This window comes from Erwinia sp. HR93 (assembly GCF_034555055.1).
In the GTDB taxonomy this organism is placed as follows: Bacteria; Pseudomonadota; Gammaproteobacteria; order Enterobacterales; family Enterobacteriaceae; genus Apirhabdus; species Apirhabdus apintestini.
In genome coordinates this window covers 2,543,240-2,561,435 of the sequence record NZ_JAXUDP010000001.1, presented here as the reverse complement: position 1 = coordinate 2,561,435, position 18,196 = coordinate 2,543,240, and the positions used below count along the sequence as shown (strand labels likewise).

Genomic DNA, 18,196 nt, shown 5'->3' with positions numbered 1-18,196 from the left:
AACTCACCCCTTCAAATGTGGATGAAAATTACAAGGGCGCGTGCGCGCATCTAGCTGGGGCGCGATAATATTCTCCCAGGCAGTTCGGCATGCTTTCGTGGAACCGGGCATCGCAAAAATCAGCGTACTATTCGCTATGCCTGCTATCGCGCGCGACTGAAGCGTAGAGGTGCCGATTTCCTCGAAAGAAAGCATCCGAAATACTTCACCAAAGCCGGCGATCTCCCGGTCAAACAGCGGTGATAGCGCTTCTGGCGCGCAGTCGCCCTCGGTAAAACCGGTGCCGCCGTTGATTAAGATTGCCTGTACATCATCGCGCGCGATCCACTCTGAAACCTGCGCGCGAATAATGTAAAGATTCTCCGCGACTATCGCTTTCGCGACCACGCGGTGCCCCGCTTCCTGCGCGCTGTCTCGCAGGTAATGGCCAGAGGTATCGTCATCCTCACCGCGGCGGCTGGATATCGTCAGTACCGCAATGCGGACAGGTATAAATTCGCTGTTTGCCTGACTCATCGAATTCTCCTTATATCAAACGCCTCGCCGAACCGTTCACGTCGCCGGTGCGCGTATATATTTCATGTTTATAGTTGACCCACGCGTTTGTTGTCGCCCAGGCCGGAAGGTGCCCGACATCACATAACCAGAGAGAAGATGCCGCCAGCCGAGAGAGGGTTAACCGCCTATCCAGGAAAGATTTTGCGTAATACCAGTATCGCCATCATGGAGAAAATGCGTTTGTTTTTTATGGGAAAGCGCGCTGGCGATACGCGCCTGCAGCTCTGTCTGCTGCTCGTCATACGCCAGCAGATCGCGCAGCGGGATACCACCATTTCCGAAAAGGCAGAGGTGTAAATTCCCCACGGAAGAGACGCGCAGACGATTACAGCTAGCGCAAAAGTCCTTCTCATACGGCATGATAAGGCCGATTTGCCCGATGTAATCGGGATGAGTAAACACCTGGGCCGGACCATCGCTGCGCCCACGCAATTGGTGGATCCATCCACGCTGCAGCAGCGCATCGCGGATCACCGTGCCGGAGATATGATGTTTATGAAACAGCGCGCTGCCTTCACCGGTTTCCATTAATTCAATAAAGCGTAACTGTATCGGGCGAGACTTTATCCAGTGAAGAAAAGTGTCCAGTTGATGATGGTTAACATTGCGCATCAGTACCGTATTCACTTTTACGCGCTCAAAACCGGCCTCAAAGGCCGCGTCAATCCCCGCCATGACCTGAGTAAACTTATCCTGCCCGGTGATTGCGTGGAACTGGCGCGCGTCCAGGCTATCAACGCTGACATTAATCGCCGTTAACCCGGCTTCGCGCCAACGGGCGATGTCCCTCGCCATGCGATAGCCATTGCTGGTAACGGCAATATGGCGGATAGCTTCGTTTTCAGCCACGGCGGCAATGATATCGGTAAAATCGCGACGCAGAGAAGGCTCGCCGCCGGTAAGGCGCACTTTTTCCGTACCCATCGCGGCGAACGCGCGGGTTACGCGGCGGATTTCATCAAGTGATAAAAAACTCTTATTAGTTACGCCGCCCGGTTTATAACCGTCAGGAAGACAATATGTGCAGCGAAAATTGCACACATCGGTGATAGACAGACGCAAATAATAGAATTTGCGCGCAAAAGCATCGGTCAGTTGAGGAACCATATACACCTTTCCAATATCGGGAGATGCAGTCATTTCTTTCTGCACCCTGGTGACGCAAGGTCACGGCCGGGGCGCCTTATCCAGAGACGTAGGCGCCAGGGCTTGAGTGTTTGTGTCGTTTATCATTAAACGTCTTACAGGCGATGATAGCGTTAAGTTACCGGTTTCGCCAGGCGCACATTCCGCTATATAAACCACAACATAACGGCATGATGTCTAATTTTCGACACAGAATACGCAAAAATCGCGTTTTTGCCTTGATATGCGTCATTATCAAAGCGTCGATATCGTTTTTTAGCCGGTTTTACGCTAATTTGTCCGCCACGCTCCCTGATTTAAGGAAACCGATAATGCGTAGCCGCACGTTTGCCGATCTCGATCGCGTCGTTGCCCTCGGCGGAGGACACGGGCTGGGAAGGGTGATGTCTTCCCTCTCCTCGTTAGGTTCGCGCCTTACCGGCATTGTCACTACTACGGACAACGGCGGTTCTACCGGACGTATTCGCCGCTCAGAAGGCGGTATCGCCTGGGGAGATATGCGTAATTGCCTGAACCAACTCATCACGGAGCCGAGCGTCGCGTCGGCGATGTTTGAGTACCGTTTTAGCGGTAACGGCGAGCTTGCAGGCCATAACCTCGGTAATTTGATGTTAAAAGCGCTGGATCATTTAAGCGTTCGTCCACTGGAGGCCATTAACCTGATCCGCAATTTGTTAAAGGTTGATGCGTTTTTAATTCCCATGTCGGAACAGGCGGTGGATCTGGTCGCCACCGACGCGGAAGGCCATTTAATCTACGGCGAAGTCAATATTGATAATCTGCAGGCACCGCCTGCCGAACTGATGCTTTATCCCAAATGTCATGCCACGCGTGAAGCCCTGCAGGCTATCGCCGACGCCGATTTAATTATTATCGGGCCAGGCAGTTTTTACACCAGCCTAATCCCGCTACTGCTGCTCGACGATCTGGCTCAGGCGCTTCGCCGTACGCCTGCGCCGGTCGTTTATATTGGCAATCTGGGGCGGGAAGTCAGCCAACCGGCTGCCCGTATGACGCTGGCAGGGAAACTCGAACTGCTGGAACATTATGTAGGGAAACACTTTATTGATGCGGTTGTGGTTAGCCCGGATATTCAGGTTGCGGATCTTAAAACGCGAATTATTATTCAATCGCCGCTTAAAGCCCAGGATACGCCGTGGCGCCACGATCGACAGTTGCTGCACATCGCGCTGGAAAAAGCGCTTCAGGCGCTAGGTTAGCCCGCGCGGCCCTGAATCCTAACGCAGTTGCGCGCATGGCTTAGCATCAAACGTCTGGCAGGCGCCCGGCTCCCCCACCGTTATCGGTGACAGTCTCCCCCTTAATGCCCCGCTTCTGTTCGCTGAACAGGCCGGGGTTAGGCAAGGTGAGAAAGAGCCACAGCCCGCTAAATGCATCAAGCAATCATGCATCACTTCGTTTTGTACACCGGGCGGGCGCAGCGGCGTCAGGACGCCGCAATAAAAAGCTCACGCAATTGATGCAGCCGATCGCGCGCCTGCGCGGCCTCTTCAAACTCCAGATTACGGGCATGTTCCAGCATCTGCGCTTCCAGTTCGGCAATTTTTTGCTGCAGCGCCTTCGGCGACATCTCTTTGTCGATAGACGACGAGGAAGCCGCTGCGCGAGATTTGCCGCGCCCTTTTGCTTTGGTGTGCGCCAGGCTTTCACCAAGAGCCAGGATATCCACCACTTTTTTATTCAAGCCCTGTGGAACAATGCCGTGCTCTTCGTTATAGCGCTGCTGTTTCTCACGCCGACGCTCGGTTTCACCGATGGCCTTCGCCATTGAAGGCGTGATTTTATCAGCATACAAAATCGCCTTACCGTTAACGTTACGCGCCGCGCGTCCGATAGTCTGTATCAGCGAGCGCTCAGAGCGCAGGAACCCCTCTTTATCAGCGTCCAGAATCGCCACCAGAGAAACTTCGGGCATATCTAACCCTTCACGCAGCAGGTTAATGCCAACCAGCACGTTAAATTCCCCCAGTCGCAGATCGCGAATAATTTCCATACGTTCGACGGTATCGATATCCGAGTGCAAATAGCGCACGCGCTCGCCGTGCTCTTCCAGATATTCGGTTAAATCTTCCGCCATACGTTTGGTGAGCGTGGTAACCAGCACCCGCTCGCCAACCTCTACGCGCTTACGGATTTCAGACAGTAGATCGTCAACCTGCGTGGTTACCGGGCGTACTTCAATAAGCGGGTCAAGCAATCCGGTAGGACGCACCACTTGATCGATAATTTCTCCACCGGATTTCTCCAGTTCGTAATTGCCGGGCGTCGCGGAAACATAAATAGTTTGCGGTGCCAGCGCTTCAAACTCCTCGAATCTCAGCGGGCGGTTATCCAGCGCCGACGGTAGCCGAAATCCATATTCTACCAGCGTCTCTTTACGCGCTCTGTCCCCGCGGTACATCCCGCCAATTTGCGGTATTGTTACGTGAGATTCATCTACCACCAGCAGGCCGTCGGCGGGTAAATAGTCAAATAGCGTCGGCGGCGGCTCGCCCGGGCCGCGCCCGGATAAATAGCGCGAATAGTTTTCAATACCCGAACAGTATCCCAGCTCGTTCATCATCTCTAAATCAAACTGCGTGCGCTGCGTCAGGCGCTGCTCTTCCAACAGCTTATTGTTGGCCATCAGAACCTTTCGCCTGTCGACCAGCTCATCTTTAATCTCTTCCATCGCCTGAACGATGCGCTCACGCGGGGTAACATAGTGCGTTTTAGGATAGACCGTATAGCGCTGCACAGTGGAATCCACGTGCCCGGTTAAAGGATCAAATAGCGACAGGCGCTCCACCTCTTCGTCGAATAACTCAACCCGCAAAGCGATATCATCGGATTCGGCAGGGAAAATATCGATAACCTCACCGCGTACGCGAAAGGTACCGCGCTGAAAAGCCTGATCGTTACGGGTATATTGCAGTTCCGCCAGCCGGCGCAGAATCGAGCGCTGATCGATAATCATGCCATTGGTCAGATGCAGCATCATTTTCAAATACAGATCGGGGTCGCCGAGGCCGTAAATGGCCGAAACCGACGCCACGACCACCACATCGCGTCGTTCCAGCAGCGCTTTGGTGGCGGAAAGCCGCATCTGTTCAATATGTTCGTTAACCGAAGCGTCTTTTTCTATAAAGGTGTCGGAGCTGAGTACATAGGCTTCAGGCTGGTAATAGTCGTAATACGAAACGAAGTATTCCACCGCGTTTTCCGGGAAAAACTCTTTCATCTCGCCATAAAGCTGGGCCGCCAGCGTTTTATTCGGCGCCAGCACCATTGTCGGGCGCTGAAGATCTGCAATCACGTTCGCCACGGTAAAGGTTTTCCCGGAGCCGGTTACGCCGAGCAGGGTTTGGTGCGCCAGACCATCTTCCAGCCCCTCTTTCAGCCGACGGATAGCATTCGGCTGATCGCCAGAGGGTTGGAACGCGGAGTGCAATTTGAAGGCTTTACTCATGGGAAGACAACCTGATGCAAATGGATGAAGGCAACCGAAGCCATAATTCTACTCGCCTGCGTGCATTTTGCCAGCGCCCCTGATTAAATCCACAGTATTCCCGGCCATTATCTCCTTTGAAACCGCCATCACAGCGCTCGCGCGCCGCTTTTAGCGGTTTCGGTTAGGGTTTATCCCGTTTTCGGGGTTATCCCCAAATGCTTTTATTTTTTAACACTTGTCAACCTGCAGCGCGCAAGTTTTATATCAGAATCTTCACTGTGATTCACAGAGATTGATTTTACTTAACTGGTTGAATATCAAAAATAATAAAATTGAGACGGCTTTCGCGCCAATTCATCTGCGGCCCGCGTATTATCTCGCTTAACGCAGGTTTTCTAACTCTAATACACAAGGTTATCCACAGGAATAGTGGATAACTGTGTCCAGGCCGCAATACAGGCAGCATCGCGAAAATAGAATGCGGACCGCATTTTTATTAAAAAAAAGATCGGTGAATTTTTTTTACCTGCGCCAGGTCGATAATCTGGACAAAAATTCCGCTGAAACCGTGCAATATTGCGCCGCTTGAGCTACGGCCCGTTAATACCAATATTGGCGGTTTTCCGGCCTATAACACGCCTGCCTCTCCGCGCCTTTGGGCGCCATAACAACCAGCTAACAGAGTTTTATTAAAAATGGAACGCTGATTGATGCCGTACTAAGCCCGGTTGATACATAACTGCGCATTTTGCAGCCGCTTCTCCACCACGCTCATACTCGTTAATTATCATTTCCATAGCAAGAGTGCGCGCGGGCCCAGGAATTAACGCAAACTAACGCGATATAACGGATTTGAAATGCGTTATTCCAGCCCGGTGATTACACGGTGCCTTCTTACGTGAAAAATACGCCTTAATATGCGAGCATCCGTAGACTTAGCAAACGCAGGGGGCGATGTAGTGACGCGATATGTCGCCGTGATACAGGAAAGCCCGCGTAATAACAGCGGCGTATGGTATCAGGCGTTATTGCTATTTTATTTTCGCCGCACGGCGCGTTTGAATCACTATCCCGGTCGGTCGCCAGGCCAATAACTCCGTAAAAAAAACGGGCTATCCGACTGACTAATACGGCCGAGCCACCATTAAATAACAATTTTTTGCTGATTAAATCACCAAACTCTGTTCGACAGGCTAATCCAGAAAACCTTTCGGCAGCGTCAGCCAGTCGCCGGTGTGCTGAAGCTCATCACACGCGGGAAGCCACGGAATTTCACCCAAACAGGGGGCTGGCAGCGCCGCTCGTAACGTCGCGATATAAGGCGCATAAAAATCATCCGGTGGCTGAATTTGATTCGCTATCCAGCCTGCCAGCGTCAGGCCTGTCTGCTGCACCGCCAGCGCCGTCAAAAGCGCATGATTAATACATCCGAGCTTGATACCAACCACCATTAGCACCGGCAGCGATTCGCTCTTCACCCAATCGGCGAAAGAGTAGCGCGGGCCGAGCGGCGTGAACCAGCCTCCCGCGCCCTCCACCAGCGTGCGATCTGCGCGCGCTTCCAGCGCCCGCAGGCCTTCAGAGAGCCGACGCGGATCTATCTCTACGCCTGCCCTTGCGCTGGCGATATGCGGCGAGGTCGCCTCGCGCAGCGCATAGGGATTAATCGCGCTGTAATCCAGGCTCAGCGCGCTATAGCGCCGCAGCGCCAGCGCATCCTCGTTGGTTAACCCCTGTGCCCCCGCCTCACAGCCTGAGGCAACCGGCTTATAGCCCACCGCCGCACAACCCGCCCGCTGCGCTGCCTGTAGCAATACGCAACCGGCGAGCGTTTTTCCAACGCCGGTGTCCGTACCAGTAATAAACCAGCTTTTATTCACAGATAAGTACTCCATAAAAGAGACGGTACGTCAGCGGATACGCCGCCGTTTCTCGCGGCCAGGCTTGAGAAAGTTGCTGAAGCCGCGCCCGCGTAAGCGCGTGCCCCCCACGTCCGCTATGCAAATGCGTCGCCCCAACGCCTTTCAGGGAACGCATGGCGCTTAATGCACTGGTAAAATTCACCGTCAGTGGCTCGCAGGCGTACTCCACCAGTGCGCTGCCTGCGGCGGCAGTAACCTGCTGTGGCGTAAGAAAGCGATTAATGTGCGCCCGGTCATCCAGCGCCCGCCAGGCCTGACGCAATTCATACAATGAATCGGCGCACAGCGTACTAAACAGCACCAGGCCACCGGGGCGCACAGTGCGTTTTAACGCGCTCAGGCCGCCTTCCAGCGAAGCACACCACTGAACCGCAAGGTTACTCCACGCCAGGTCAAACGCCCGGTCGACCAGGGGCAAAGCCTCAATATCGCCCTGTAGATAAACCTGCGCAGCGGCATAGCGGCGCGCCTGGATTAGCATCTCGCGCGAAAGATCGAGCGCGACGACGCGCGCGCCGCGCTGCCGCCAGCGTCTGCTAAACGTTCCGGTGCCGCAGCCCGCATCCAGCACCGAAGCGGGGTGAGCGTCACCGGCGAATGTAAGTAAGCGCTCGCCGCACCGGCGCTGCAGCTCGGCATAGCTATCGTAATCTTTTGCCGCGCGCCCAAAGGCGCTGGCGACGGCGCGTTTATCGACTACAGGCATGCAGCGCCTCCAGCAACATGTTGATATCCGCAGGCGTATGCGCAGCGCTCAGCGTAATACGCAGCCGCGCAGAACCGCTCTGCACCGTTGGCGGGCGTATTGGCACCGTCCACACCCCCTTTTTGCGCAGTGCGTCAGACAGCGCCAGAGTGCGGTGATTGTCGCCGACAATAAGCGGCTGAATGGCCGATACCGAGGGAGAAAGTCGCCAGGCAAGCGGCGCAGCGCCAGCGCGAAAATGCTCAATGCGCGCCTGTAGCAACGCCCGCAGGGTATTGCCCTCATCGGAACGAACTATCGCCAGCGCGGCAGAAATGGCCTCAGCCTGCGCTGGCGGCATCGCCGTGCTGTATATTAGGTGGCGAGCAAACTGGAGAAAATAGTCACCGAGCCTGGTGCTGCAGAGTACGGCCGCCCCGCTTACGCCGAACGCCTTACCAAACGTGATGACTAAAATATCCGGGCGGATGTGCTGCATGGCGCAGCTCCCGCGCCCGGCATCGCCGACAGCGCCAGCACCGTGCGCATCATCAACTAAAAGCAGCGCCCCGGTTTCGTCGGCAATGCGCGCTATCTCCGCCAGCGGCGCGCTGTCACCATCCATACTGAATATCCCTTCAGTCACCACCATCTGCAGACCAGAGCAGCCTCGCGATAACTGACGCTTCAGTGACTCAATGTCATTATGAAGGAATCGCCGCAGCCGCCCAGGCGCCAGGTTTGCCGCCTCAAGCAAAGACGCGTGGCTTAACCTGTCGGCCACCAGCGCGTCTTTCGCGCCGGCCAGCGCCGTGATAACCGCCTGATTCGCCGCATAGCCAGAAATAAACAATAACGCGCGCGGATAGCCGGCCCACTCAGCCAGCGCCTGCTCCAGGCGCCGGTGCGCCTCACTATAACCAACTACGTGGCCGGAACCCCCGCTGCCCGTTCCGTAGCGGGCAGCACCCGCTTGCCAGGCCGCAATTACTTTAGGGTGGCGCGCCAGGCCCAAATAATCATTGCCGGCAAAATTACGCCAGCGCCCACTCTCACTTTCTAACCAGCGCCCTGCCCCGGCTGATACCGCTGCGCGCTGGCGCATCAGGCCCTGGCTTTGACGATCTTTTAGCGCTTCGTCGATACGCTGCTCCCAGTTCATTGCGCCGCCGCGTTGTACCAGGCATCGGTATCGGCGCTGAGTAACTGTTCCGCAAGCCGGGCCTGCATTTCAGTATCATCTGCCAATGCGCGGTGCCGCTGTGGGCGCAACCCGAGCTTTTGCAGCAACCGCTGGTCGCTATCCTGCTGCGGGTTTGGCGTCGTCAGCAGACGGCAGCCATAGAAAATCGAATTCGCGCCCGCCATGAAACAAAGCGCCTGAGTTTGTTCGCTCATTTGTTCGCGTCCGGCGGAAAGCCGCACTCTGGAGCGCGGCATCATAATGCGCGCTACCGCAACGGTTCGTATGAAATCAAACGGGTCGAGATCGTTATTATCTGCCAGCGGCGTGCCTTGCACTTTGACCAGCATATTGATTGGTACGCTTTGCGGCGGTTCCGGCAGATTCGCCAATTGAACTAACAGCGCAGCCCGATCGTCTGCGCTTTCACCCAGCCCGACAATGCCGCCCGAACAAACATTGATACCGGCTTCACGCACCCGGTTTAGCGTATCAAGCCGCTCCTGATAAGTACGAGTAGTGATAATTTCGCCGTAAAACTCTGGCGAAGTGTCCAGATTATGGTTGTAATAATCCAGCCCGGCCTGCGCCAGCCGGTGCGCCTGAGCGCCACTCAGCGTTCCCAGCGTCATGCAGGTCTCCATGCCCAGAGCCTTTACGCCACGCACCATTTGCTCCAGCGTCGGCATATCTCGATCGTGTGGGTTCTTCCACGCGGCGCCCATACAAAACCGCGTCGCGCCAGATTCTCGCGCCTGACGCGCTGCGGCCAGTACCTTTTCTACCGCCATCAATGCCTCTGCTGTTACACCGGTTTTATAACGCGCGCTTTGGGGGCAATACTTACAATCTTCCGGACAGGCGCCGGTTTTAATCGACAACAGAGTGCTGATTTGTATCTCAGCCGGATCGAAATACTGACGGTGGAGGCTTTGCGCCTCAAAAATCAGCGCCAAAAGCGGTTTATCAAAAAGCGCCCGCGCCATGGGCAGCGTCCAGTTAACCATTTTTACTCCGAGGTAGGATTTAACGTTAATTCTCGCTAGAATAGTAAACCTATACAATTGATAAAAAGTTTACAAGTGATCATAACCTCGGAAGACCTCGATTTCGACAGGCAGCATATTTGGCACCCTTATACGTCGATGAGCGCACCGCTGCCAGTATATCCCGTGAGCGGCGCTGCGGGCTGCGAACTTCAGCTAAACGATGGGCAGAGGCTGATTGACGGTATGTCATCCTGGTGGGCGGCGATTCATGGCTACGGGCATCCACAGCTAACCGCAGCGCTTTGCGAACAGGCGCAGCGAATGCCGCACGTCATGTTCGGCGGTGTGACGCACGCGCCCGCGATAGCCCTGTGCCGCAAACTGGTGGCAATGACGCCGCCTGCGCTTAGCCGCGTGTTTCTGGCTGACTCTGGCTCCGTGGCGGTTGAAGTTGCCATGAAAATGGCACTCCAGTATTGGCAGGCGCGCGGAGAAAACCGACGGCGCTTTTTAACGCTGCGGGGTGGGTATCACGGCGATACCTTTGGCGCGATGTCCGTGAGTTGCCCCGACAATTCAATGCACGGCCTGTGGCGCGGTTATATACCGGAACATTTATTCGCGCCTGCACCAACGTGCCGCTTTGAAGATACGTGGGACGCCGCACAAATAGCGCCATTTACGCAGCTAGTAGAAAAGCATCGTCACGCCATTGCCGCCGTCATCCTAGAACCTATTGTGCAAGGCGCGGGCGGCATGCGCTTTTATCATCCTCAATGGCTAAAAGAGATTCGCACGCTGTGCTACCGGGAAGGCATTTTGCTGATTGCCGATGAGATAGCGACCGGGTTTGGACGCACCGGTGAGCTTTTCGCCTGCGGCCATGCCGGTATCACGCCTGATATTTTGTGTCTCGGTAAAGCGTTAACCGGTGGCACAATGACTCTTTCTGCCACCCTGACGACGGGCGAGATTGCCAAAACAATCAGCGACGGCGAAGCCGGGTGTTTTATGCACGGCCCGACATTTATGGGTAATCCACTGGCCTGCGCCGCTGCAAACGCCAGCCTGGACATTCTGGAACAAGGCGCGTGGCGGCATCAGGTGCGCGCTATTGAGTGTCAGTTACGCAACGCGCTACTGCCATTACAAGATCATCCCCGAGTGCAGGATGTTAGGGTTCTCGGTGCCATTGGCGTAGTCGAAACCCGCACGCCGGTGAATATGGCGTCAATTCAGCGCGCCTTTGTCACAGCCGGCGTATGGATCCGCCCATTCGGGCGCCTTATTTACTTGATGCCTCCCTATATTATTACTTCGGATCAACTGGCCCGCCTGACGTCTGCTATCGCTGAGGTATTGACGCGGGATGACTGTTTTCAGTCATAGCCGCAGCTGCAATATCGCTTTCATTAAACACGGCTGCTATAAGTGGCCATGCCTGCAGCGCACAGAAAAACGGAACGCATGCGCCACGGCGAGAGTGCTAACAACCGCCTGGTCAGCGCTAATTACCACGGCGCTATAAGGCTGGCTCGCCTGCGCGCACCGCATATATATGCGCGCAATCACGGCCTCCCGCTTTCAACCGCAGCGTTTTTTGTTTACGACTATTTTCCCGGCCAGGATGTCACATCGTGCAATGCCAAATGCTTATTTTCGAGGCACCCCGAAAAAACGCCAGGCGTTCCCATTATGTCCTTCCCAAATTGGCAGGGAATAAGGTAAAACGGGACGCTGTGGTAAAAACCAGGCAACATCCTCAAATTTATCTGTTTTAAAGCCGTGGGATTACACCACCCCAGAAATCGATAGCCCATTTGCTGACAGGAGAAATAATGAAACTCACCAGTGAAGATATTCGTGACGGCGAGAAATTACCGGAACGCCACATTTTTAACGGTATGGGGTACCAGGGCGATAATATCTCCCCGCACCTGGCATGGAGCGACGTGCCCGAAGGAACGAAAAGTTTCGTTATTACCTGCTTCGATCCCGATGCGCCTACGGGTTCCGGCTGGTGGCATTGGGTGGTTGCGAATATTAGCGCCGATACGCGCCAACTCGCACAGGGGGCGGGTTCCGGGCTGGCTGCACTTCCTAAGGGCGCTTTACAGACGCGCACCGACTTTGGCGATGCGAAATATGGCGGAGCCGCGCCGCCGAAAGGGGAATCGCACCGCTATATTTTTACCGTGCATGCGCTGGACACGGCACAGCTTGACGTTACCGCCGACGCCAGCGGTGCAATGGTCGGATTCAACGTCCATTTTCACTCGCTCGGCAGCGCCTCCCTGACGACGCTCTATATATAAACGCGCCGGGATCGTGATTTATCTCAAAATCGGCTTCCCGTTTCACTTAAGTTAGTATAAAAAGGCAGGCGCCTGAACATATCGCCTGCCGAGGCTGGCTACCGCCTACTTCCCCCATTAAGAGACGGCCGCCCCCTCTTACCGGCAATCGTAACGCAGTACGGCTCGCTTTTACCCGTTAATTTGCTAAGCAAGGAGCACCCCTTGAAGAATTTTTCCATCGCCCGTTTAGGTTTGGCTTTAGCGCTAGGCGCGACGCTGACCGCATGCAGCTCAACGCCGGACGATAACCTCCCCCCTTCGGATCAACAGGCTCCCGGTAGTGAAAACCGTCCCGTGCTGTCCGCCCGGGAGGCAGAAAACTTTGTTCCAGCGCGCTGGTTTCTGTCGCTAAATAAAGAAGAGGCACCGTGGACGCCCGCCGACATCACGCTGCCACAGCAGCCTGATTTTGTCGTGGGGCCAGCCAATGGTGAAGGCGTTACGCATACCACATTGCAGGCGGCCGTTGATGCGGCAATCGTCAAACGCAGCTCGCGCCGCCAGTACATTGCCGTAATGCCCGGCGAGTATCCGGGAACCGTGTATATTCCAGCTGCTTCAAATAGCGTGACTATTTACGGTACCGGCGAGACAGCCGATGCCGTAAAAATCGGGCTGGCGCTGGATTCAGAAATTGATGTCAACACGTGGCGTCGCACGGTTAATCCGGGTGGCAAATACATGCCGGGCAAACCTTCCTGGTATATGTTCGACACCTGCCAGCGCCAGCGTAGCGCTACCGTCGGCATAATGTGCTCAGCAGCCGTATGGTCGCAAAATAATGGGTTACAACTCCAGAATCTGACCATTCAGAATACATTGGGGGATAGCGTTGATGCGGGCGATCATCACGCGGTTGCTCTACGCAGTGACGGGGATAACGTTCAGATTAATAAGGTAAATCTTCTTGGTCGCCAGAATACACTCTTCGTCACGAATAGCGATATCCGAAACCGCATGCTAGACGATCGCCTAACCCGCACGCTGGTGACGAATAGCTATCTCGAAGGAGATGTCGATATCGTAGCTGGCCGTGGCGCAGTGGTATTTAACAATGATACGTTCCGCGTTGTGCAAACGCGCACCCAGCGGGAAGGCTATGTATTTGCTCCGGCTACGCCCGCAGCGCTTTCTTTCGGTTTCCTGGCTGAAAACAGTCGCTTTATCGCAGAAGGCGACGGCGTAGCGAAGTTAGGCCGTGCCTGGGATCTGGGCGTTGCGGAAGGCAGCTATTCGCCCGGTCAGTCTCCTAACGGACAGGTGGTGATTCGTACCAGCACTATTAGCAAGAATTTTAACCAGAAACAGCCGTGGGGAGATGCGCTTGATTCAGGGCGTCCGTATGCCGGTAATATCGGTAACGGAACCAATGATAACAATGAACCTCAGCGCGACCTGAACGACCCTGCGTTTAATCGCCTGTGGGAATTCCACAATAGCGTACAAGACAGCGAGTAATGCGGTATCCCACCGTAATATGCCCTTGCGGTGGGGTCTCGCCTGGTTCATCCGGGTTAACGCTGTCTTTAAGCGCATGACGTGAGCTACCGTATATCGTACCAACGTGTTTTGTATCAATTCTGCAGGTTAACAAAACAGAACGACGAAAAGCCGAATAACCCGGAGCAGTCGGGCAGTCGGGCATTTTCGTCATATACCTGGCGCAGATGTCTATATTTAAAAGCACTACAAGTTAGGGCGTGGGCTCATCATTCAGCATGGCTCTGGCCGCTCAAACTACTTCCCTAAAGCGTTTACGTTATCACTCTGGTTTGCCGGAGACGAGCATACTCATCGATACCATCCCTGTGGGCGAGGTAAAATAGCGCCAAACGTGGAGGTAAGCAGGAATATACGCCAGGATTGGACAACCGCTCTTATGCTGTACACGGTCAACTCACCGCAATAATTTGCCATTGATCGGGTAACCCTGCGCTAACAATTTATCGCAAAAAAATACCGCCCTCGCGAAATGAAGAGAGCGGTATCGAGGGCGCTATCGCACGCGTAATTGCCGTCAGCAAAGATAATCTCTACCGTGCGTTAATTAGCACCCACATAGGGCCTTGCCCTACGGCATAGCGCCCCTGTTCCACTAATAGACCCGCAGGTTGAGTAATCTCATATACCGCAATGTGGTGAGACTGCTGACCCGCTGCAATTAAATAGCGCCCGCTATCATCAATATTAAACCCCCGAGGCTGAATTTCCGTTGGCTGCCAGCCTTCGAGCGCCAGCACACTGCCATCCTCAGATACGCTGAATACACTTAACTGGCTGGAGGTTCTGTCACAGGTATAAAGATGGCTCCCGTCGGGTGTGATATGAATATCTGCAGCCCAGCGCGTACCGGTAAACTCCGGCGGCATCATATCCAGCGTTTGAACGCAGGCGATATCACCGTGCGCATCCTCCAGCTCCCACACATCCACGGTGCTATTAAGTTCATTGACACAATAGGCGTATTGACGATTAGGATGGAAAACAATATGGCGCGGCCCGGCGCCTTCAACCGTCCTCACTTCCGCCGGGGTTTGCGGAATCAGTGCTCCATCATCGCTTAGTGTGAACAGACATATGCGGTCTTGTTTAAGCGCAGGCACCCATAAGGTGCGATTATCCGGAGAGATATTGGCTGAGTGACATCCGTCTAACCCATTAATAATATCAACCGCCGGCTGAGGCAGCCCGTTAATCAGCGGAGTTACGCTGACGCAACCGGCGTTATAAGAGCCGCAGAAGAGAAAGCGTCCGGTTTTATCAGTTGAAAGGTGCGTCGGGCTGCCGGGCAGCGCAGCGCGACCGGCTTCGGTCAGCGAACCGTCATCCGGAGCAATACGATAAGCGATTACGCTAAACTCCGGGCGCACGCCCACGTATAACCACTCTTTATCCGGACTAATAACCATCGGCTGAACCTGCGCCCCAACGTCTACCACCTGTTGTAGAACCAAATGACCGTTGCGCTCAAGTTGCCAGACGTGAATTTGCTGGCTTTCCGGGCTGGCGACATAAACAGTTTGTTTCATAAGAGACACCTCAGGATCGATAGGCCTTGGTCAGCACCTTTAGCAGGCCAGCGTGCACCTGCCAGTAGTACGCAAATCAATCGGTTAGTATAACCTTACGTCCCTAAAATTGCATTGTTCCTCCCTACGATATCCTGGTAAAAAACAGCGCAGGCAGGCGCTAACAGCCTGTTTTAAGATTTTCTCGTCTCTCACTATTCATACACAAAAAATGCGATACCCCATCACAAAGTGAGGGAATAGCATTTTTCCCCCGTCATCGTGCGTGGAATCCCGCTATTTTCGTGCGCGTTATTAACATACTAATAACTCAGTCATAACCGACCTTGTCGTAACGCGTATAAAAAATACTGACAGGATGATTTCATGAAGCATCGCGAAGATAATGCAGGGATCCCTTCCAGAAGACGTTTTCTCCAAAAAACGCTCACTCTTATTCCACTGGCCGCCGCAGGCAATAGTCTGATGACGACTACAGCCCGCGCAGACTCGCCTAAATCAGAAGGCGTTAGCGCACACTATGTTCCCACCTTTTTCAATCTTGATGAATGGCGCTTTATTCTGGCCGCTACTGATAGGTTGATCCCGGAAGATGCCAACGGGCCGGGCGCCGTCAGCGAAGGCGTACCGGTGTTTATTGATAAGCAAATGGAGCTGCCCTATGGCTATGGGCATCTATGGTATATGCAGCCACCGTTCGCCGATGCGGTTCCTGAACTTGGGTACCAGTCGAATCTGGTCCCCAGAGAAACCTACCGGCGCGGTATAAAAGCCATTAACGCCTGGTGCCAGCAACAGCATCAGCGCGTATTTGCCGATCTTGATCGCGCGCAGCAAGAAGCCATTCTTCATCAGCTTGAGAAAGGAAGCCTAAACCCAGACGGGCTTTCCGGCGCAATCTTTTTTACGCAACTGCTGGAGAATACCAAAGAAGGATGGCTTGCTGACCCTCTGCACGGCGGCAACCAAACGCTGGCATCGTGGAGGCTCATCGGTTATCCCGGAGCGCGCGCTGACTATCCGCAGGTATTAGATAACCCCAATCAACCCTACCCGCTGGGGCCGGTAAGTATTTCAGGAAAAAGGAGCACCTGATCATGACGATAAAAAAAGATCCCGTAGATATTGTCATTGTCGGGTTCGGCTGGACCGGCTCTCTAATGGCCAAGGAACTGGCAAGTACCGGTCTGAAAATCGTTGCGCTTGAGCGCGGTGAACAGCGCGATACATGGCCTGATTTTGCCTATCCGCGCATCACCGATGAGCTCACCTACGGCATTCGCCTGAAGCTGTTCCAAAACGCCGCAAAAGAGACGGTCACCGTGCGCCACCGGCCGCGTGATACGGCGCTGCCTTATCGCCGTTTTGGTTCTTTCCTTCCCGGCGATGGCGTTGGCGGAGCAGGCGTTCACTGGAACGGTATGCTGTGGCGCCCGCTGGAAGCCGACCTCAAAATGCGCAGCACCGTTATAGAAAAATACGGCGCGGACTTCATCCCGCAGGATATGACGGTCCAGGACTATCCTTTCACCAGCGAAGAGATGGAACCTTTTTTCGATAAATTCGAGAAAATCTGCGGCGTGGCCGGGCAGGCGGGGAATATCCAGGGTCAGAAAGTCGACGGCGGTAACCCTTTTGAAGCCCCACGGCAAAACCCTTATCCAACTAAGCCCCTTAAACAGCAATATGCCGGCATGCTATTCAGCAAAGCGGCTAAGTCGCTTGGCTACCACCCTTTTCCGGTCCCGGCCGCCAACTGCAGCGAGCCGTGGACAAATCCCTACGGCGTTCAGCTAGGCGTATGTAATTACTGCGGGTTTTGTGAGCGTTTCGGCTGTTTTAACTACTCAAAAGCGTCTCCCCAATCCTGCGTACTACCGGCGCTGCGCCAGCATGACAATATTGAACTACGCACCCACTCCCACGTATTGCGCATCAACACGGACTCAACGGGTAAAAAAGCGACCGGCGTGACTTACATTGACGCCAATGGTCAATTGGTTGAACAACCTGCGGACCTCGTTATTTTAAGCGCCTTCCAGCTTCATAATGTGCGTTTACTGCTGCTCTCCAACATTGGCAAACCCTACGACCCTGAAACTAACACCGGCGTGGTGGGGCGCAACTATGCTTATCAAATGAACGGCGGGATATCTCTGTTTTTCAATAAAGACAGTTGGTTTAATCCATTTGCCGCCACCGGCACCACCGGGATGTATATTGATGAATTCAACGCGGAAAACTTCGACCACTCTGCGCTGGGCTTTATCGGCGGCGCCACGATTTCCGCCACTACCACCGGCGGGCGTCCTATCCAACAGATGCCGCTTTCCGCTAAGGCGCCAACATGGGGAGCCGGCTGGAAACAGGCTATTAAAGACAGTTATCTCCACACCATGAATATCGGCTCATCCGGGTCGGTTATGCCCTATAAGCAGTGTTATCTTGACCTCGATCCTACCTATAAAGACGTTTACGGGCAGCCGCTATTACGCATGACGTTCGATTGGCAACCTAACGAACTGAAAATGACTCAGTTCATTGGCGGTAAGGCTGAGGAGATAGCCCAGCGCATCGGGCCAGAGCGCTATGAAATGGGCTTTAAAAAGGATGGCTCGCACTATGATGTCCGCCCTTATCAATCTACACACACCACGGGCGGTGCGGTGATGGGCGATAATCCGGCGACCAGCGCAGTGAATAAATATCTTCAGAGCTGGGATGTGCCTAATCTGTTTGTTCTCGGCGCCTGCTGCTTTCCGCAAAATCTGGCCTATAACCCGACGGGGATTGTCGGTGCGACGGCGCTGTTTGCCGCCCATGCAATCCGGACCCAATATCTTGCCAACCCCGGGCCGCTGGTTCAGGCATAACAG

General features: G+C 54.4%; 14 protein-coding genes and 1 riboswitch. Of the genes, 6 read left to right on the top strand and 8 right to left on the bottom strand.

The window, feature by feature from the left end:
• Positions 1 to 3 precede the first annotated feature (3 nt).
• Positions 4 to 516: a molybdenum cofactor biosynthesis protein B gene (gene moaB / locus SFA31_RS11935; protein ID WP_322838170.1), complete on the bottom strand. Its 513-nt coding sequence runs from the start codon at positions 514 to 516 to the stop codon at positions 4 to 6.
• A 159-nt stretch (positions 517 to 675) separates the two neighbouring features.
• The gene (moaA, locus tag SFA31_RS11930; protein ID WP_322838169.1) at positions 676 to 1,665 is read right to left on the bottom strand and encodes a GTP 3',8-cyclase MoaA; all 990 of its coding nucleotides are present in this window, start codon (positions 1,663 to 1,665) and stop codon (positions 676 to 678) included.
• Positions 1,653 to 1,786, bottom strand: a riboswitch (molybdenum cofactor riboswitch). It overlaps the preceding gene by 13 nt.
• A 229-nt stretch (positions 1,787 to 2,015) precedes the next feature.
• Here moaA and yvcK point away from each other — a divergent pair.
• Positions 2,016 to 2,924: a uridine diphosphate-N-acetylglucosamine-binding protein YvcK gene (gene yvcK / locus SFA31_RS11925; protein WP_322838168.1), complete on the top strand. Its 909-nt coding sequence runs from the start codon at positions 2,016 to 2,018 to the stop codon at positions 2,922 to 2,924.
• Positions 2,925 to 3,151: 227 nt separating this feature from the next.
• Here the strand turns inward: yvcK and uvrB are convergent, their stop codons facing one another.
• From uvrB to bioB, 5 genes are all read right to left on the bottom strand, one after another.
• A complete protein-coding gene (gene uvrB, locus SFA31_RS11920; RefSeq protein WP_322838167.1) occupies positions 3,152 to 5,173 on the bottom strand; it encodes an excinuclease ABC subunit UvrB in 2,022 nt (673 codons plus the stop codon).
• Between the two features lie 1,175 nt (positions 5,174 to 6,348).
• Complete coding sequence (gene bioD, locus SFA31_RS11915; RefSeq protein ID WP_322838166.1) at positions 6,349 to 7,035, bottom strand: dethiobiotin synthase; 687 nt, start codon at positions 7,033 to 7,035, stop codon at positions 6,349 to 6,351.
• A complete protein-coding gene (gene bioC / locus SFA31_RS11910) occupies positions 7,028 to 7,783 on the bottom strand; it encodes a malonyl-ACP O-methyltransferase BioC (RefSeq protein ID WP_322838165.1) in 756 nt (251 codons plus the stop codon). Before bioC ends, bioD begins: the two co-directional genes overlap by 8 nt.
• On the bottom strand, positions 7,767 to 8,924 hold the full coding sequence (bioF, locus tag SFA31_RS11905) for an 8-amino-7-oxononanoate synthase (RefSeq protein WP_322838164.1): 1,158 nt from the start codon (positions 8,922 to 8,924) through the stop codon (positions 7,767 to 7,769). The genes bioC and bioF overlap by 17 nt, the downstream gene beginning before the upstream one ends.
• Positions 8,921 to 9,952 carry a biotin synthase BioB gene (gene bioB / locus SFA31_RS11900; RefSeq protein ID WP_322838163.1) on the bottom strand — a complete coding sequence of 344 codons (1,032 nt, stop codon included), beginning with the start codon at positions 9,950 to 9,952 and terminating at the stop codon, positions 8,921 to 8,923. The genes bioF and bioB overlap by 4 nt, the downstream gene beginning before the upstream one ends.
• 81 nt (positions 9,953 to 10,033) lie before the next feature.
• Between bioB and bioA the strand changes: the two genes are divergently transcribed.
• From bioA to SFA31_RS11885, 3 genes are all read left to right on the top strand, one after another.
• Complete coding sequence (gene bioA, locus SFA31_RS11895; protein ID WP_322839359.1) at positions 10,034 to 11,323, top strand: adenosylmethionine--8-amino-7-oxononanoate transaminase; 1,290 nt, start codon at positions 10,034 to 10,036, stop codon at positions 11,321 to 11,323.
• Between the two features lie 449 nt (positions 11,324 to 11,772).
• Entirely contained in the window at positions 11,773 to 12,249 is a 477-nt protein-coding gene (locus SFA31_RS11890; protein ID WP_322838162.1) for a kinase inhibitor, read from the top strand.
• 204 nt (positions 12,250 to 12,453) lie between these two features.
• Positions 12,454 to 13,749, top strand: coding sequence for a putative acyl-CoA thioester hydrolase (locus SFA31_RS11885; RefSeq protein ID WP_322838161.1), 1,296 nt, complete (start codon positions 12,454 to 12,456; stop codon positions 13,747 to 13,749).
• A gap of 575 nt (positions 13,750 to 14,324) precedes the next feature.
• Here SFA31_RS11885 and pgl read toward each other — a convergent pair.
• The gene (pgl, locus tag SFA31_RS11880) at positions 14,325 to 15,320 is read right to left on the bottom strand and encodes a 6-phosphogluconolactonase (protein ID WP_322838160.1); all 996 of its coding nucleotides are present in this window, start codon (positions 15,318 to 15,320) and stop codon (positions 14,325 to 14,327) included.
• A 366-nt stretch (positions 15,321 to 15,686) separates the two neighbouring features.
• On the opposite strand from pgl, the gene SFA31_RS11875 reads away from it, so the two are divergent.
• Together SFA31_RS11875 and SFA31_RS11870 are read left to right on the top strand one after the other, a co-directional pair.
• Positions 15,687 to 16,415: a gluconate 2-dehydrogenase subunit 3 family protein gene (locus SFA31_RS11875; RefSeq protein ID WP_322838159.1), complete on the top strand. Its 729-nt coding sequence runs from the start codon at positions 15,687 to 15,689 to the stop codon at positions 16,413 to 16,415.
• On the top strand, positions 16,412 to 18,193 hold the full coding sequence (locus SFA31_RS11870) for a GMC family oxidoreductase (protein WP_322839358.1): 1,782 nt from the start codon (positions 16,412 to 16,414) through the stop codon (positions 18,191 to 18,193). Before SFA31_RS11875 ends, SFA31_RS11870 begins: the two co-directional genes overlap by 4 nt.
• Positions 18,194 to 18,196 lie beyond the last annotated feature (3 nt).